Source organism: Pseudarthrobacter sp. 902506025 (assembly GCF_040702325.1).
Classification (GTDB): Bacteria; Actinomycetota; Actinomycetes; order Actinomycetales; family Micrococcaceae; genus Arthrobacter.
This window is the reverse complement of record NZ_JBFBKW010000006.1, coordinates 184365-198825: the sequence shown is the minus strand read 5'-3', so window position 1 is coordinate 198825 and position 14461 is coordinate 184365. Positions and strand designations below refer to the sequence as shown.

The following is a 14461-nucleotide window of genomic DNA, read 5'->3' as shown; positions in this document are numbered from 1 at the left end:
GCGGCCCCGCCGGGCGCTGTAGAAGACTACCGGGGACACCAGAAAGCCGCGGTGGGGGGCTGCGCGCATCGAAAGGTAGCAATGACCCCGTCCGCTCCGATCCTCCATGCCGTCTCGACGACGGCTTCCGCAGCTGTCCTGGCCCTGGCCTTTGGCTTCTTCCCAACCGGCCCGGCACTTGCTGCCACTGCCGATCCCACGCCCGCTCCGGCGTCGGACACCCAGGCGCCAGCCGACTGCGGACTGGTCTGCATGCCCATCCTTGCCAGCAGCCCCGACGCCGGCCAAACCGGGCGCCCACGCAAATCCAAGGATCCCGTGCCGCCGCCGGCCCAGCCGGCACCTCCGGCGGAGCCGGCCGCCCCGACTGTCCAGCCCCAGCCGGCGCAGCCTGACGTCCCGGCCCCGGACCCGGCCCAGCTGCCGGCAACGGTGGCGCCGGTCCCGGACGATTCCGCCCCCGAAACCCCATCAGCGACTGCCGGCTACCGCCCGCCCACCGGCCCCTCCAGTGGACAGGACTGGAACAGTCCCGTGACCCGGACCACTGCGCCCACCAAGTTGGCCGCCGTTGCTCCTGCCGGAGGCGGGGGCCCGGACGGGCCGGCACTGGGGCCGATCGCCATCGGAACACTGCTGGTGGGTGCGTCCGCCGGAGCTTTCGCCTGGTGGAACCGGAACCGCAACCGGCTCCGGTCGCACTGAGCCTGGGTGCCTGCCACGCCGCCGTGCCCGGTGGCTGTCGGAGGTGTAAGGCAAGATAGGTCTGTGAGCACAGGACCAGGACCCGCAGAACAGACCGCCGCCCGGACCACGGCACCGCACGAGCCCGAAGCGATCCCCACCGAGGCCATCCGCGAGGAATATGACAACCTCGCGGACCTGGTCCGGAAGTACCGGTTTGCGTACTACCAGGAGGACGCGCCGCTGGTATCGGACGCCGAGTTCGATTCCCTCTTCCGCCGCCTCGAGGAGATCGAGGCGCTGCACCCGGAACTGGTGGCCAACGATTCACCCACCCAGGAAGTGGGCGGCGAGGTGTCCGCCGCGTTTGCTCCGGTGGAACACCTGCAGCGGATGTACAGCCTCGAGGATGTCTTCTCCCTGCAGGAGCTTGAGGCATGGCTGAACCGGGCCGAGGCCGGCATCGAAAAGATCGGCGACGGCGGCGCAAAGGCGGCGTGGCTGACCGAACTGAAAATCGATGGCCTGGCGGTCAACCTCCTGTACCGCGACGGCAAACTGGTGCGGGCTGCCACCCGCGGCGACGGCACCACCGGCGAGGACATTACCCACAACCTGCTCACCATCAAGGAAATCCCGCAGGAACTGCGCGGCGACGGTTTCCCCGCAGAGATGGAAGTGCGCGGCGAGGTCTTCATCCCGTCCAAGGCGTTCGCCGAGTTCAATGAGGCCCTGATCGAAGCCGGGAAGGCGCCGCTGGCCAATCCCCGCAACGCCGCCGCCGGCTCGCTGCGGCAAAAGGATCCGGCGGAGACGGCCAAGCGGCCACTGAAAATGTTTGTCCACGGCATCGGCGCCCGGGAGGGCCTTGCCGCCGGCAGCCAGTCGGAGACCTACGGCCTGCTGAAGGAGTGGGGCCTGCCGGTGAGCCCGTACTTCGAGGTGCTGGAAGCCCGGGACGACGTCCTCGGATTCATCAAGCGGTACGGGGACCAGCGCCACAAGCTGCTTCACGAAATCGACGGCATCGTCATCAAAGTCGATGATTTCGCCACCCAGCGCGCCCTGGGCAACACCACCCGTGTTCCCCGCTGGGCCGTGGCGTACAAGTACCCGCCGGAGGAAGTCCACACCAAGCTGCTGGATATCCAGGTCAACGTGGGCCGCACCGGCCGCGTCACGCCCTACGGTGTGATGGAGCCGGTCAAGGTTGCCGGATCCACTGTGGAAATGGCCACCCTGCACAACCAGGACGTGGTCAAGGCCAAGGGCGTCAAGATCGGCGACATCGTCATCCTGCGGAAGGCGGGGGACGTCATCCCCGAAATCGTGGGCCCGGTCCTGAACCTCCGGGACCAGCAGGACCCGCCGGTGCGCGACTTCGTGATGCCCACCGAGTGCCCTTCCTGCGGTACCCCGCTGGCACCTGCGAAGGAGGGGGACGTGGATGTCCGCTGCCCCAACGCGAGGTCCTGCCCGTCCCAGCTCCGGGAGCGCGTGTTCCACGTTGCCGGCCGGGGTGCCTTCGATATCGAGGCCCTGGGCTGGGAGGCGGCCATCGCACTGACCCAGCCTGCCGAACCGGACACCCCTCCGCTGACCTCCGAAGCCCGCTTGTTCGACCTCACCCCCGAGGACCTGGCTGGTGTCCGGATCCGGCGCGAAAAGAAGAGTAAAGGCGTTCCCACCGGCGAATACGAGCTGGTGCCGTACTTCTTCAGCAAGGGCACGGCCAAGTCGCCGTCCAAGCCCACCGCCACCACCCAGAAACTGTTCAAGGAACTTGAAAAGGCCAAGACCCAGCCGCTGTGGCGCGTCCTGGTGGCCCTGTCCATCCGCCACGTCGGTCCCCGCGCATCCCGGGCCCTGGCGCAGGCGTTCGGCAGCATGGACCGCATCCGCGCCGCGTCCGAGGAGGAACTTGCGCATGTGGACGGCGTTGGCCCCACAATTGCCGCCGCGCTGAAGGAATGGTTCGCCGAGGACTGGCACGTCGAGATCATCGACCGCTGGGCCGCCGCCGGGGTCCGCATGGAGGACGAACGCGACGAGTCCATGCCGCGCACCCTTGAGGGACTGACCGTGGTGGTCACGGGTTCCCTGCCCAACTTCAGCCGCGACGAAGCCAAGGAAGCCATCCTGCTCCGCGGCGGCAAGGCAGCCGGCTCCGTTTCCAAGAACACCAGTTACGTGGTGGCCGGCGAAAGTGCCGGCAGCAAGCTGGACAAGGCAGAGCAGCTGGGCGTCCGCGTCCTGGACGAGGACGGGTTCCGGCAACTGCTCGACGGCGGCCCGGCGGCCGTGGGGGATGCCGCGGCAGCAGATGCCGTGGAACCGGGCGGGGATGACGGGGGCAACGAACAGGCGACCGTACCTGCCTCTGCAGGGGAGAACACTGCACAGGACAGCACCGTGGAGGAGAACGCATGACGTCCGCAACGGAACTGCTGGAGGTAGCCAAACAGGCCGCCGCGGCAGGCGCTAAAGTCCTGTCCGGCCGTGACGGCAACGCCCTGGACGCAAGCAACAAGGGAGCCGCCGGGGACTGGGTCACGGCCTTTGACCTGGCGGCGGAAAACGCCGTACGCCGCGTCATCACCGCTGCCCGCCCGGGCGACAGCATCACCGGCGAGGAACAGGGAACCACCCGGGCCGCCGACCCCACGGGTTACCGCTGGTCCATCGACCCCCTGGACGGCACCACCAACTTCATCCGCAACATCGTCTACTACGCCACCTCCGTGGCTGTTGCCGATGCCGACGGCGTCTGGCTGGCCGGCGTCGTCAACGCCCCTGCCCTGGGGCGGGTGTACTACGCTGCCCGCGGCCAGGGTGCGTGGCTGGAGGAACGCGGCACTGTCACCAGGCTGGACGGGCCGGTTCCGGGCCGCGCCGGGCAGATCCTGGCCACCGGGTTCAGCTACGAGCCCGATGTCCGCGCCCAGCAGGCGGCCGCCTTCGGCACGTTGATGGATGGCTTTGCCGATGTCCGCAGGCTTGGTTCCGCCGCCCTGGACCTGTGCATGGTGGCGGACGGAACCCACGATGCCTACGGCGAGCGGGGTCTGAACGAGCATGACTTTTCAGCCGGCGCCCTGATCGCGGAGGAGGCCGGCTGCTGGGTGCGCAGGCCGCGCCTGACGAGCCCCCTCGACGGCGGCCCCACCGATGGCGAACGCCTGGACGCCTGGACCTGTGCCGCCAGCCTGGAGCTGTCCGGGAAGTTTCCGCTCTGAGTCGGCATGGGAACCGGCCTCATCGAAAGAGCGGGGCCACCCGTTCTGATAGTTCTGTCACGGAAAGTGCCTTCCTGCCGTACGGCGCCCCGGCCCGCCACTAGCATTGACGGGTGCAGCCGCAGATAACTATCCGTCCCGCCGTCGAGGCCGACTTCGCCGCCATTGCCCGCATCACCGGAGCTTCGTATCTTTCGGCAGGCTACTTCGACGACGCCGCGCACCCCTACATGGTGAAGATCATGGATGTGGCAGAGCGCGCGGAGCAGGCCACCATCTGGGTGGCGGAGCGGGACGGAGCTGTCATCGGTTCCGTCACGCTGGCACTGGCGGGGGAGCCGTACGCGGACATCGCCCTGCAGGATGAGCTGGAATTCCGGATGCTGGTGGTGGACCCTGCCGTGCAGCGCAGCGGCGCCGGCAAAGCCATGGTGGACGCCATCATCGGCCATGCCAGGACCCTTCCCGGCATCCGTGCGGTGGCCCTCACCACCGGTCAAACCTGGGAAAGCGCGCACGGGCTGTACCGCAAGACCGGCTTCCAGCGGGTGCCTGAGCGGGACTGGCTGGTCCCCGGAACCGACATAAAACTGCTGGTTTACCGGCGCGACCTGTAGCAGCCCTACAGTGGTGGCGACCCATTCCAGCTTTGAAAGGCCCACCCATGCGCAAAACCTTCGGCAGCGGATCCGTCTGGGAACAGACCCTCGGCTATTCCCGCGCCGTCCAGGTGGACAACACCCTCTACATCTCTGCCACCGCAGCCAGCGGTGACGACGGAATCGTGGGGGATGACTTCTACACCCAGACCCAGTACATCCTGCAGAAACTCGGCAAGGTCCTGGCTGAGGCCGGCTTCGGCTACGGGGACGTGGTGCAGTCCAAGCTGTACCTGACGGACATCAGCAAATGGGAAGAGGCCGGCCGGGCCCACGGCGAAGTGTTCGGCGAGATCCGCCCCACCCTCTCCCTGGTCCACGTGCTCCCGTTCCTGGACCCGAAGATGCTCGTCGAGATCGAACTGGTCGCGCAGAAGAGCGAGTAAGTTTCCGGCCCTACCGTGCCGGCAGGCCGTAGCGGTGCTCGGGCCTGCCGGTGGTGCCGTAGCGGAGCTGGATGTCCACTGCGCCGTCGTCCGCCAGCGAGGACAGGTACCGCTGGGCGGTGGCGCGGGAAACGCCCACCCGGGCGGCCACCTCGGCGGCAGAGTACTGCTGGCCGGGGGCCAGCGATTCCAGCACCGCGGCCTCCGTCGCGGAGCGTGGTTTCGACGACGGCGTGACGTCCCCCGGAATCAGCGCGCGTTTGGCGCGCTCCACGGCGTCCTGGTCCAGTGCCCCCGGCTGGCCCAGGAGGCGCCGGTACCGGGCATAGGAACGCAGCTGCTGGGACAGTGACTCCGCCGTGAAGGGCTTGAGCAGGTATCCCAGTGCGCCGCGGCGGAACGCGACCCGGACCGACGCGGGATCAGACGCGGCGCTGAGGATGATTGTGTCCACGTCCAGCTGCTGCAGGAGGTCCAGGCCGGAGGCGTCCGGAAGGTACACGTCCAGCAGCACCAGGTCCGGCCGCAGGCTGTGGATCGCCTGCAGGGCCAGCGACGCCGTTCCGACGGGCGCCAGCGCCAGGAACCCCGCCACCGAATCCACGTAGGCGGCATGCAGCTTGGCCACGTGGAAGTCATCGTCCACGATCAGGACCCGAAATTCGTCAGCCATTCTTTTCCTTTCCGGCTTCCCCCGTGGTCTTTGCGACAGGGCTCCCTGCCGTCGTGTGCGGAAGGGTGGCCATGAACACGGCGCCCGGGCCGCCCCTGGCCCCGCGGTCCAGCACCTTCACATCGCCGCCCCGGCGCCGTGCCAGCTGGCGGGCCAGCGCCAGCCCGAAGCCCTGGCCGCCGCCGGCGCGGACCGGGCCGGAAGCGGTGGTGAAACCTTCGGCAAACACGGCCTCCGTGTCTGTGCCTTCTGCCAGCCCGTCACCGGAGTCCGCCACCACGACGTGAAGCGTGCCGCCGTCGTCGCCCGGCTCATCCAGCACCTCCAGCTCAACCCAGCGGTCCGCGGACGAGCCCGCCACGGCGGCGTTGACGGCGTTGTCGAGCAGGTTTCCCAGCACCGTGGTCACGTCCTGGGCCTCCGTTACCTGCCCTCGGACCAGGGTCTCCGGCCCGATGCGCAGTGCGACGCCCCGTTCGTCGGCTTCCACGCCCTTGGCGCCCACGAAGGCCTGCAGGTACGGGTCCTGCAGCAGCTCGGCCTGGTCCACCGGGAACTTCAGCGGGCCGGTAGCGGCGAGGCCGGCAAGGTAGTCGCGCGCCTCCTGGTGCTGGCCGATGCCCAGAAAGCCGGCAAGGGTGTGCAGCTGGTTGGCGAACTCGTGCCGCTGGGCGCGCAGCGCGGTGGACATGGTGCCCACGGCGTCGAGCTGCCGCGTAAGCTCCTGCAGTTCCGTCCGGTCACGCAGCATGACCACCCAGCCCAGGTCCTCCCGGCGGTGCAGGGCTTTGCGCGCATTTACCACCAGCACCCGGCCGCCCGCCGCCAGCTCGAGGGCATCCTGGTTTGATCCGCCGGTGGCAACCGCCGGGCCCGCAACCCCGGTCCCGGGGCGCGTGAGGGACTTCAGCTGTTCCGGGACGGGCGCGTCCTCCCAGCGGGATCCCGACAGGTCCGGCAGTCCCAGCAGCCGCTGCGCGGCGGCATTGAAGACGCTGACCCGGCCGTCGGCACTGACGCCGATCACGCCGTCGTCCACGCCCTGCAGCACCGCCACCTGGTCATGGACCAGCGTGCTGATCTCTTCCGGTTCCAGGCCCAGGGTGAGGCGCTGCAGGCGCCGGCGCAGCAGGAAGGAGCCCAGGACGCCGGCCAGGAGGGCGCCCGCGGCGGTCAGTGCCACGGGCCCGATGTCCCGGGCCACGCTCTGGGCCACGGTTTCCATGGAGTAACCCACACTCACCTCGCCCACCACCGCGCCGGTGCCGGGTGCGTAGACCGGAACTTTCGCGCCGGCGGACGGGCCGAGTGTTCCGGTGTTCCGGGTGGTGACCTCCTGCCCGGACAACGCCTCGGAGGGGTCCGTGCTGACCTTCTCACCGAGCCGTTGCGGATCCGGGTGGGCCAGCCGGATGCCCGTTTCGTCCGTGATGACCACGAACAAGGCGCCGGTCCTGGTCCGCGCCGCCTCGGCGGATGCCTGCAGTGGCCCGGCCAGGAGCTCTGCTGCCGGGGGAGTGCCGGGCTGTCCGCTGATGGCCAGCACATCGGCACGGACCTCCGGGTCGGAGGCAACGGTCCGGGCCAGCGTCAGGGCCTGGTTCTCCGCATCGCTGCCCACCCGGTCATACGTCAGCCACGCGTGCACGGAGGTGCTCAGCAGCACCACCAGCAGCACCACGGCCAGCTGCAGCAACAGCGTCTGGGTGGAAAACCGCAGCGGCTGCCGGGGCGCGGAACGCTGCATTCATCCTCCTTGACGGGTGGCGGCGGGCCATGGTTTCGGCGCCTAAGCGCTGTGAGCACAATGAGCAAAATGCTCCCAATAAGCAGTATGCCAATCAATTGAGCCAAAGGCACTGCCGTGACGGCCGCCACCCTACAGTCTGTAGCACGCGTCACACCGCTGTGCCGCTGTTCACAAGAAGGAGCCGGCTGTGCTGGTAATACTTGGATTCGCCATGATCGCGGTATTCATGGTGCTGATCATGACGAAGAAGTTGACGCCAGTGCTGGCGTTGATCATTGTCCCTACTGTTTTCGGCCTGTTCGCCGGTGCCGGCCTGGGCATCGGCGACATGGTGATGGACTCCATGAAGTCCATGACCTCCACCGCGGCCCTGCTGATGTTCGCCATCATCTACTTCGGCCTGATGATCGACGTCGGGCTCTTTGACCCGCTGGTGAAGTTCATCCTCCGCAAGCTGGGCAACGACCCCGCCAAGGTGGTCCTGGGCACCGCCATCCTGGCCGCCGCCGTGTCCCTGGACGGCGACGGGTCCACCACCTTCATCCTCACCACCGCCGCGATGCTGCCGGTCTACCTGCGCCTCAAGATGAGCCCCGTGGTCCTCACCTGCGTGGCCGGCCTGGCCAACGGCACCATGAACATCCTGCCCTGGGGCGGCCCCACGGCCCGCGCCGCCACCGCCCTGAAGATCGACGTCAACGACGTCTTCGTCCCCATGATCCCGTCCCTCGTGGCCGGCCTGGTGGTCGTCTTCGCCTTCTCCTGGCTGCTCGGGCTGCAGGAACGCAACCGCCTCCGCGCCACGGCCCCCGAGATCTGGGGCGTGCCGGACACTGCGGAAGAGTTCGACGGCGGCACCTCCACAGGTGCCTCAGGCACCGGCGCTTCCGGAACCGGCGCTTTTGGAAGTGGCCGCCGCAAGGGCGGCAACCCCGGCGGAGCAGCCCCCGCCGGTGGTTCGGTGGCGGTCCTGGACCGCACCGAAACCCTGGTGGACGAGCACGACTCCGCCATGGCGGACACCGCGCTCGACCCCAACCGCAGCACCCTGCGCCCCAAGCTGTTCTGGTTCAACCTGGCCCTGACCGTCGCCGTCATGGTGGTGCTCGTCGCCAACGTCATCCCGCTGCCGTTCGTGTTCATGGTGGGCGCCGCAATCGCCCTGCTGGTCAACTTCCCCAAGGTCAAGGACCAGGGCGCCCAGCTGATTGCGCACGCACCGTCCATCGTCGCCGTGGTCAGCATGGTCATGGCCGCCGCCGTCCTCACCGGCGTCCTCAAGGGCACCGGCATGGTGGAAGCAATGTCCGCGTGGCTGGTCCAGATCATCCCCACCTCCATGGGCCCGTTCATGGCGGTCATCACCGGTGTGCTCAGCATTCCCATGACGTTCTTCATGAGCAACGACGCGTTCTACTTCGGCGTCCTGCCCGTCCTCAGCGAAACCGCTGCCCACTACGGTGTCGGCGCCGCTGACATGGCCCGTGCCTCCATCACCGGCCAGCCGTTCCACCTGCAGAGCCCGCTGGTTCCGGCCATCCTGCTGCTGGTCTCGCTGGCCAAGGTGGACCTGGGCGACCACCACAAAAAGGTCCTGTGGCGCACCGCCGTCATCTCCCTGGTAATGCTCGGAGTCGGCATGCTTACCGGCGCCATTGGAATCGGCTAGTCTATAGCTGCCCGTGCTCCTGTCCCCGAGGCAGGCCGGGTATCGAAGGTGCCCGTCTGACGCCCGCTGGGGGATGTCAGACGGGCATCTGCGTTTCCGCACTAGACTGGATCGGAAAACAATTCGAACTTTGCAGGGGAGATCCATGGCTGCGATCAACCGTGACGACGTCGCGCATCTCGCGCGGCTCGCTCACATCGAGATGAGTGCAGAAGAGCTGGACAGGATGGCCGGCGAGCTCGCCGTCATCGTGGATTCGGTCAAGTCCGTCAGCGAGGCCGCGGGGGACGACGTCCCGGCCACCTCGCACCCCATCCCGCTGACCAACGTGTTCCGTGAGGACGTTGTGGGACACACCTTCACCGCGGAACAGGCTCTCTCCGGCGCACCGGACTCCGACGAAAACCGTTTCAAGGTTCCGGCCATCCTGGATGAGGCATAGACATGACTGAAAAGAACACCAGCGCCGGCACCCTGATCCGGCTGTCCGCCGCACAGCTTGCCGAGAAACTGCGCGCCGGCGAAGTCACCGCCGTCGAAGCCACCCAGGCCCACCTGGACCGCATTGCCGCCGTCGACGGGAAGGTCAACGCCTTCCTGCACGTCAACGCGGAGGAAGCGCTCGCCGTCGCCGCGGAGGTGGACGCCATCCGCGCCGCCGGCGGGGCGGAAGCAGAAGCACTGCACTACCTGGCCGGCGTCCCCATCGCCGTCAAGGACCTGATCGTCACCATCGGCCAGCCCACCACCGCCGGCTCGAAGATCCTCGAAGGCTGGCACAGCCCGTACGACGCCACCGTCGTCGAACGCCTTCGCGCCGCAAAGATGCCCATCCTGGGCAAGACCAACCTGGACGAGTTCGCCATGGGCTCCTCCACGGAGCACTCCGCCTACGGCCCCACCCGCAACCCCTGGGACCTGGACCGGATCCCCGGCGGCTCGGGTGGCGGCTCCGCTGCCGCCGTCGCTGCTTTCGAGGCGCCCCTGGCCCTGGGTACGGACACCGGCGGCTCCATCCGCCAGCCCGGCGCCGTCACCGGAACCGTGGGCGTGAAGCCCACCTACGGCAGCGTCTCCCGCTACGGCGCCATCGCTATGGCATCCTCCCTGGACCAGATCGGCCCCGTCACCCGCACCGTACTGGACTCCGCGCTCCTGCACCAGGTCATCGGCGGCCACGATCCCCGCGACTCCACCTCGCTGCCCGAACCCCTGGCGGACCTCGTTGCCGCCGCGAAGACCGGCAACGTCGAGGGCCTGCGGATCGGCATCATCAAGGAACTGCACGGCGAGGGCTACCAGGCCGGCGTCGAAAACCGTTTCAACGACGCCCTGGAGCTGCTCAAGGAAGCCGGCGCGGAGATCGTTGAGGTCTCCTGCCCCAACTTCCAGTACGCCCTGGGCGCCTACTACCTGATCATGCCGTCCGAGGCCTCATCCAACCTGGCCAAGTTCGATGGCGTCCGGTACGGCCTGCGCGTCCTCCCCGAAGATGGCCCCATGACCATCGAACGCGTGATGGGTGCCACCCGCGCCGCCGGCTTCGGCGACGAAGTCAAGCGCCGCATCATCCTGGGCACCTACGCCTTGTCCGCCGGTTACTACGACGCCTACTACGGCTCGGCCCAGAAGGTCCGCACGCTGGTGCAGCGGGACTTCGAGGCCGCCTTTGCGCAGGCTGACGTCCTGATCTCGCCCACCGCCCCCACCACGGCGTTCCCGCTCGGCGAAAAACTGGACGATCCGCTGGCCATGTACCTCAACGACGTCGCCACCATCCCGGCCAACCTTGCCGGCGTCCCCGGCCTGTCGCTGCCTGGCGGCCTGGCGGACGAGGACGGGCTGCCTGTCGGTATCCAGTTGCTGGCCCCGGCCCGCGAGGACGCCCGCCTGTACCGGGTGGGTGCGGTCCTTGAATCGCTGCTCGAAGCCAAGTGGGGCGGCCCGCTGCTGGCCCAGGCTCCCGACCTTGCCGTTGCCGGAACCCTCGAAACCCAGGAGGCAAAATAATGAGCACTGATGACATCCTGAGCTTCGAAGAGGCCATGGAGAAGTACGATCCCGTCCTGGGGTTCGAGGTCCACGTGGAGCTGAACACCAAGACCAAGATGTTCTCCTCCGCCCCCAACGTCTTCGGCGACGAGCCCAACACCAACGTCAACGAGGTGGACCTGGGTATGCCCGGCGTCCTGCCCGTGGTGAACAAGACGGCCATCGAGTCTTCCATCAAGATTGGCCTGGCGCTGAACTGCAAGATCGCCGAATCCTGCCGCTTCGCCCGGAAGCAGTACTTCTACCCGGACACCCCCAAGAACTTCCAGACGTCCCAGTACGACGAGCCCATCGCCTACGACGGCTACCTGGACGTCGAGCTCGAGGACGGCACCGTGTTCCGCGTGGAGATCGAGCGCGCGCACATGGAGGAGGACGCCGGGAAGCTGACCCACATGGGCGGTGCCACCGGCCGGATCCAGGGCGCCGACTTCTCGCTGGTGGACTACAACCGTGCCGGTGTTCCGCTGGTGGAAATCGTCACCAAGCCCATCGAGGGCGCCGGGTCCCGTGCACCGGAACTGGCCAAGGCCTACGTGGCGGCCGTCCGGGAGATCGTGAAGAACCTGGGCGTGTCCGACGCGAAGATGGAACGGGGCAACGTCCGCTGCGACGCGAACGTTTCGCTCCGCCCGCACGGCCGTGAGCGGTTCGGCATCCGTTCCGAGACGAAGAACGTGAACTCGCTCCGCGCGGTGGAGCACGCCGTCCGCTACGAGATTCAGCGCCACGCCGCTGTCCTGGACTCGGGTGAACCGGTGATCCAGGAAACCCGCCACTGGCACGAGGACACCCGCACCACCACCTCCGGCCGCGCCAAGTCCGACGCCGATGACTACCGCTACTTCCCGGAACCGGACCTGGTTCCCGTGGTGGCCTCCCGCGAATGGGTGGAGGAACTGCGCGCCACCCTGCCCGAGCCGCCGGCCGAGCGCCGCAAGCGCCTCAAGGCCGACTGGGGCTACTCCGACCTCGAATTCCGCGACGTGGTCAACGCCGGCGTCCTGGACGAGATCGAGGAAACCATCGCCGCCGGCGCCACCGCATCCGTGGCCCGCAAGTGGTGGATGGGTGAGATTGTGGGCCGCGCCAAAGCTGCCGACGTCGATCCCGGCCAGTTGGGCGTTGAGGCTGCCACGGTGGTGGAGCTGAGCCGCATGGTTGAGGCGGGCAAGATCAACAACAAGATGGCCTCCCAGGTGCTGGACGCCGTGCTCGCCGGTGAGGGCACCCCGGAGGAGATCGTGGAGAAGCGCGGCCTTGCCGTCGTATCCGACGACGGGCCCCTCCTGGAAGCCATCGACGCCGCACTCGCCGCGCAGCCCGACGTCGCGGACAAGATCCGGGGCGGCAAGGTGCAGGCCATCGGCGCGATCGTGGGCGGGGTCATGAAGGCTACCCGTGGACAGGCCGACGCCGGCCGCGTGAAGGAACTGATCCTGGAGAAGCTGGGCGTCACCGTCTAGTACACCCCTGCAGGACCCAACTGGGTAGCGCCAGGTGTCGTTTTGAACCCTCATAACGACACCTGGTGCTACCCAGTTCCGCGTTAAGTACTCAGGCGGCGCTCAGTGAAACTACCCGTGGTTGGGCGCCTGCGGCGGACTTACACTGGAGCCCACAGGGCGCCGGTGCCCTGGCTGCGTGCGGGAGGAACAACCATGGTGGTCCGGGAACCTATGAGGATGCGCAAGGCGGTGCTGGCCGGTGCCGTGGCCGTGGCACTTACCGGGACAGGGGCCGCCCTCGCCTGGTCGGCAACCGGGACGCCCGCACCCACGCCGTCGCCCTCACCATCATCACAATCAGCGCCCGGCAACTCAGGCAGCGCCCCGGGGCCACATAAGCCCGGCAAGGCCGAGCGCGGGCAACTCCTGCACGGCGAAGGCGTCGCCAGGAAGCCCGACGGAACCTACCAGACGGTCCTGGAACAGAACGGGACCGTGGAGTCGGTCAGCGATACCGGCATCACCGTCAAGAGCGGGGACGGCTTCTCCCAGACCTACACCGTCAATGGCGACACGAAGGTGACCACGATTCCTCCGGCCGCCAATCCAGGTGCAACGCCCAGCCCGGAAGCAACGCCCAGCCCCGGTGGAAAGTCCGACGACGGCAAGCGGCTTAAGCCGACGGACGGGACCATCGCGGACATCGCCGCCGGGGACACCGTGCGCATCGCCGGCGTCAAGGACGGGGACAATGCCACGGCCACGCGGATCGTGAAGGGCGCCGGTGACGGGCCCGGACTGGGGCTGGGGCGTGGGTTGGGACGCGGGCCGGGCCATGTGCCGGGTAACGGCCAAGGACTTGGACACAAGATGGGCAAGGGCAACCACCAGGACGGCCAGGACTCGTAGCCTCCAGTACGCCGGCCGGCTCAGCCCTGTTTCACCAGCCCGCCATGATGTCCTCCAGCGCCTCGCAGACCATCACCACGGAGCGGCGCTTGAGGTTCTCCGGCCGGGCCAGCAGGTCGATCCTGCGGCGGGTGCTGATCCCCTCCAGGGGTCGCAGCACGATGTCCGGGTTCAGGACCGGGCCCGCCGTGTATCTGGGGAGCAGCCCCACCACACCGCCGGCGGCCACGAGTGCCGCCACGGTGGAATAGTCGTTGATGCGGTGCACGATATTAGGCTCGCGGCTGGAGACGGCGGCGACGGCGGACAGGACATCGGCGGGGGAGTAGCCGGGGTGGCTGGTCACCCAGGCCTCTGTACCGACGTCGTCCGCCGTGACCGTCTCCTGTTGGGCCAGGGGATGGCCGGCGGGCAGCGCCACGTCCAGCGGCTCATGCGCCAGCGGGATCACCGCGACCCGCTCCGCCGGCCAGCGGGGACTGTGGTCCATGCGGTGCGCCAACACCAGGTCGTACCGGGCGGTGAGGGCCGGGAAGTCCTGTTGCGCGACGTCCTCGTCGGACAGCTCGATCCGCGGGTGCTCCGGCCTGTCCAGCATGCGGGCCAGGGGCGCGAACAGGGCCTGCCCGGCGCTGTGGAACCCGCTGACGGTCACCCTCCCGGCGGGCGAGCCGTGGTAAGTGCCCAGCGCGCCCCGGGCGTCGGCCATGGCACTGACGACGGCGGCGCCCGCGTCAGCGAGAACCTGGCCGGCTTCCGTGAGCACCAGGTTCCGGCCTTCCTTGCGCGTCAGCGGCACCTCCACGGTGCGCTGCAGGTGCGCCAGTTGCTGCGATACTGCCGACGGGGTGACCATGAGCGTATCGGCCACGGCCTTCACACTGCCCAGGGCGCCCAGTTCCCGCAGGATTTCAAGCTGATGAACCTCCATACGTCCACTCTAATCATTAGGACTGCTACATCGTCGATTGAGAAAATCCCTGTTGTGCTAAAGC

General features: G+C 68.1%; 13 protein-coding genes. 10 read left to right on the top strand and 3 right to left on the bottom strand.

Features of this window, described 5'->3' with window-relative positions:
• Positions 1 to 81: 81 nt before the first annotated feature.
• The 5 genes from AB0280_RS13485 to AB0280_RS13465 all read left to right on the top strand — a co-directional run bounded on the left by AB0280_RS13485 (position 82) and on the right by AB0280_RS13465 (position 4965).
• A complete protein-coding gene (locus AB0280_RS13485; protein ID WP_366367494.1) occupies positions 82 to 705 on the top strand; it encodes a hypothetical protein in 624 nt (207 codons plus the stop codon).
• A gap of 132 nt (positions 706 to 837) precedes the next feature.
• Entirely contained in the window at positions 838 to 3114 is a 2277-nt protein-coding gene (gene ligA / locus AB0280_RS13480) for an NAD-dependent DNA ligase LigA (RefSeq protein WP_307492432.1), read from the top strand.
• Complete coding sequence (locus AB0280_RS13475) at positions 3111 to 3920, top strand: inositol monophosphatase family protein (RefSeq protein ID WP_224025522.1); 810 nt, start codon at positions 3111 to 3113, stop codon at positions 3918 to 3920. The genes ligA and AB0280_RS13475 overlap by 4 nt, the downstream gene beginning before the upstream one ends.
• Before the next feature lie 113 nt (positions 3921 to 4033).
• Positions 4034 to 4537, top strand: coding sequence for a GNAT family N-acetyltransferase (locus AB0280_RS13470; RefSeq protein ID WP_159632437.1), 504 nt, complete (start codon positions 4034 to 4036; stop codon positions 4535 to 4537).
• 47 nt (positions 4538 to 4584) lie between these two features.
• Positions 4585 to 4965 carry a RidA family protein gene (locus AB0280_RS13465; RefSeq protein ID WP_159632436.1) on the top strand — a complete coding sequence of 127 codons (381 nt, stop codon included), beginning with the start codon at positions 4585 to 4587 and terminating at the stop codon, positions 4963 to 4965.
• Positions 4966 to 4975: 10 nt separating this feature from the next.
• On the opposite strand, the gene AB0280_RS13460 is transcribed toward AB0280_RS13465, so the two are convergent.
• Together AB0280_RS13460 and AB0280_RS13455 are read right to left on the bottom strand one after the other, a co-directional pair.
• A complete protein-coding gene (locus AB0280_RS13460) occupies positions 4976 to 5638 on the bottom strand; it encodes a response regulator (protein WP_366367492.1) in 663 nt (220 codons plus the stop codon).
• Positions 5631 to 7385 carry a sensor histidine kinase gene (locus AB0280_RS13455; RefSeq protein ID WP_366367490.1) on the bottom strand — a complete coding sequence of 585 codons (1755 nt, stop codon included), beginning with the start codon at positions 7383 to 7385 and terminating at the stop codon, positions 5631 to 5633. Before AB0280_RS13455 ends, AB0280_RS13460 begins: the two co-directional genes overlap by 8 nt.
• A gap of 190 nt (positions 7386 to 7575) precedes the next feature.
• Here AB0280_RS13455 and AB0280_RS13450 point away from each other — a divergent pair, with 190 nt between their 5' ends.
• The 5 genes from AB0280_RS13450 to AB0280_RS13430 all read left to right on the top strand — a co-directional run bounded on the left by AB0280_RS13450 (position 7576) and on the right by AB0280_RS13430 (position 13466).
• Positions 7576 to 9057: a CitMHS family transporter gene (locus AB0280_RS13450; protein WP_275180368.1), complete on the top strand. Its 1482-nt coding sequence runs from the start codon at positions 7576 to 7578 to the stop codon at positions 9055 to 9057.
• A gap of 145 nt (positions 9058 to 9202) precedes the next feature.
• Positions 9203 to 9499 (top strand): Asp-tRNA(Asn)/Glu-tRNA(Gln) amidotransferase subunit GatC, encoded by a 297-nt coding sequence (gatC, locus tag AB0280_RS13445; RefSeq protein WP_141940678.1) that lies wholly within the window; start codon positions 9203 to 9205, stop codon positions 9497 to 9499.
• Positions 9500 to 9501: 2 nt separating this feature from the next.
• Positions 9502 to 11067 (top strand): Asp-tRNA(Asn)/Glu-tRNA(Gln) amidotransferase subunit GatA, encoded by a 1566-nt coding sequence (gene gatA / locus AB0280_RS13440; protein ID WP_159632432.1) that lies wholly within the window; start codon positions 9502 to 9504, stop codon positions 11065 to 11067.
• Positions 11067 to 12575, top strand: coding sequence for an Asp-tRNA(Asn)/Glu-tRNA(Gln) amidotransferase subunit GatB (gatB, locus tag AB0280_RS13435; protein ID WP_286402989.1), 1509 nt, complete (start codon positions 11067 to 11069; stop codon positions 12573 to 12575). Before gatA ends, gatB begins: the two co-directional genes overlap by 1 nt.
• 195 nt (positions 12576 to 12770) lie before the next feature.
• Positions 12771 to 13466, top strand: a complete 696-nt coding sequence (locus tag AB0280_RS13430; protein WP_366367488.1) for a hypothetical protein — start codon at positions 12771 to 12773, stop codon at positions 13464 to 13466.
• Between the two features lie 31 nt (positions 13467 to 13497).
• On the opposite strand, the gene AB0280_RS13425 is transcribed toward AB0280_RS13430, so the two are convergent.
• Complete coding sequence (locus tag AB0280_RS13425; protein ID WP_366367486.1) at positions 13498 to 14397, bottom strand: LysR family transcriptional regulator; 900 nt, start codon at positions 14395 to 14397, stop codon at positions 13498 to 13500.
• Between the last annotated feature and the right edge of the window lie 64 nt (positions 14398 to 14461).

Bases quoted from the DNA above. Each gene is read 5' to 3' on its own strand.
- AB0280_RS13425 (WP_366367486.1), bottom strand. From the start codon at position 14,397: ATGGAGGTTCATCAGCTTGAAATCCTGCGGGAACTGGGCGCCCTGGGC.
- AB0280_RS13465 (WP_159632436.1), top strand. From the start codon at position 4,585: ATGCGCAAAACCTTCGGCAGCGGATCCGTCTGGGAACAGACCCTCGGC.
- AB0280_RS13485 (WP_366367494.1), top strand. From the start codon at position 82: ATGACCCCGTCCGCTCCGATCCTCCATGCCGTCTCGACGACGGCTTCC.
- AB0280_RS13475 (WP_224025522.1), top strand. From the start codon at position 3,111: ATGACGTCCGCAACGGAACTGCTGGAGGTAGCCAAACAGGCCGCCGCG.
- gatA (WP_159632432.1), top strand. From the start codon at position 9,502: ATGACTGAAAAGAACACCAGCGCCGGCACCCTGATCCGGCTGTCCGCC.
- AB0280_RS13430 (WP_366367488.1), top strand. From the start codon at position 12,771: ATGGTGGTCCGGGAACCTATGAGGATGCGCAAGGCGGTGCTGGCCGGT.
- gatB (WP_286402989.1), top strand. From the start codon at position 11,067: ATGAGCACTGATGACATCCTGAGCTTCGAAGAGGCCATGGAGAAGTAC.
- AB0280_RS13455 (WP_366367490.1), bottom strand. From the start codon at position 7,385: ATGCAGCGTTCCGCGCCCCGGCAGCCGCTGCGGTTTTCCACCCAGACG.
- AB0280_RS13460 (WP_366367492.1), bottom strand. From the start codon at position 5,638: ATGGCTGACGAATTTCGGGTCCTGATCGTGGACGATGACTTCCACGTG.
- gatC (WP_141940678.1), top strand. From the start codon at position 9,203: ATGGCTGCGATCAACCGTGACGACGTCGCGCATCTCGCGCGGCTCGCT.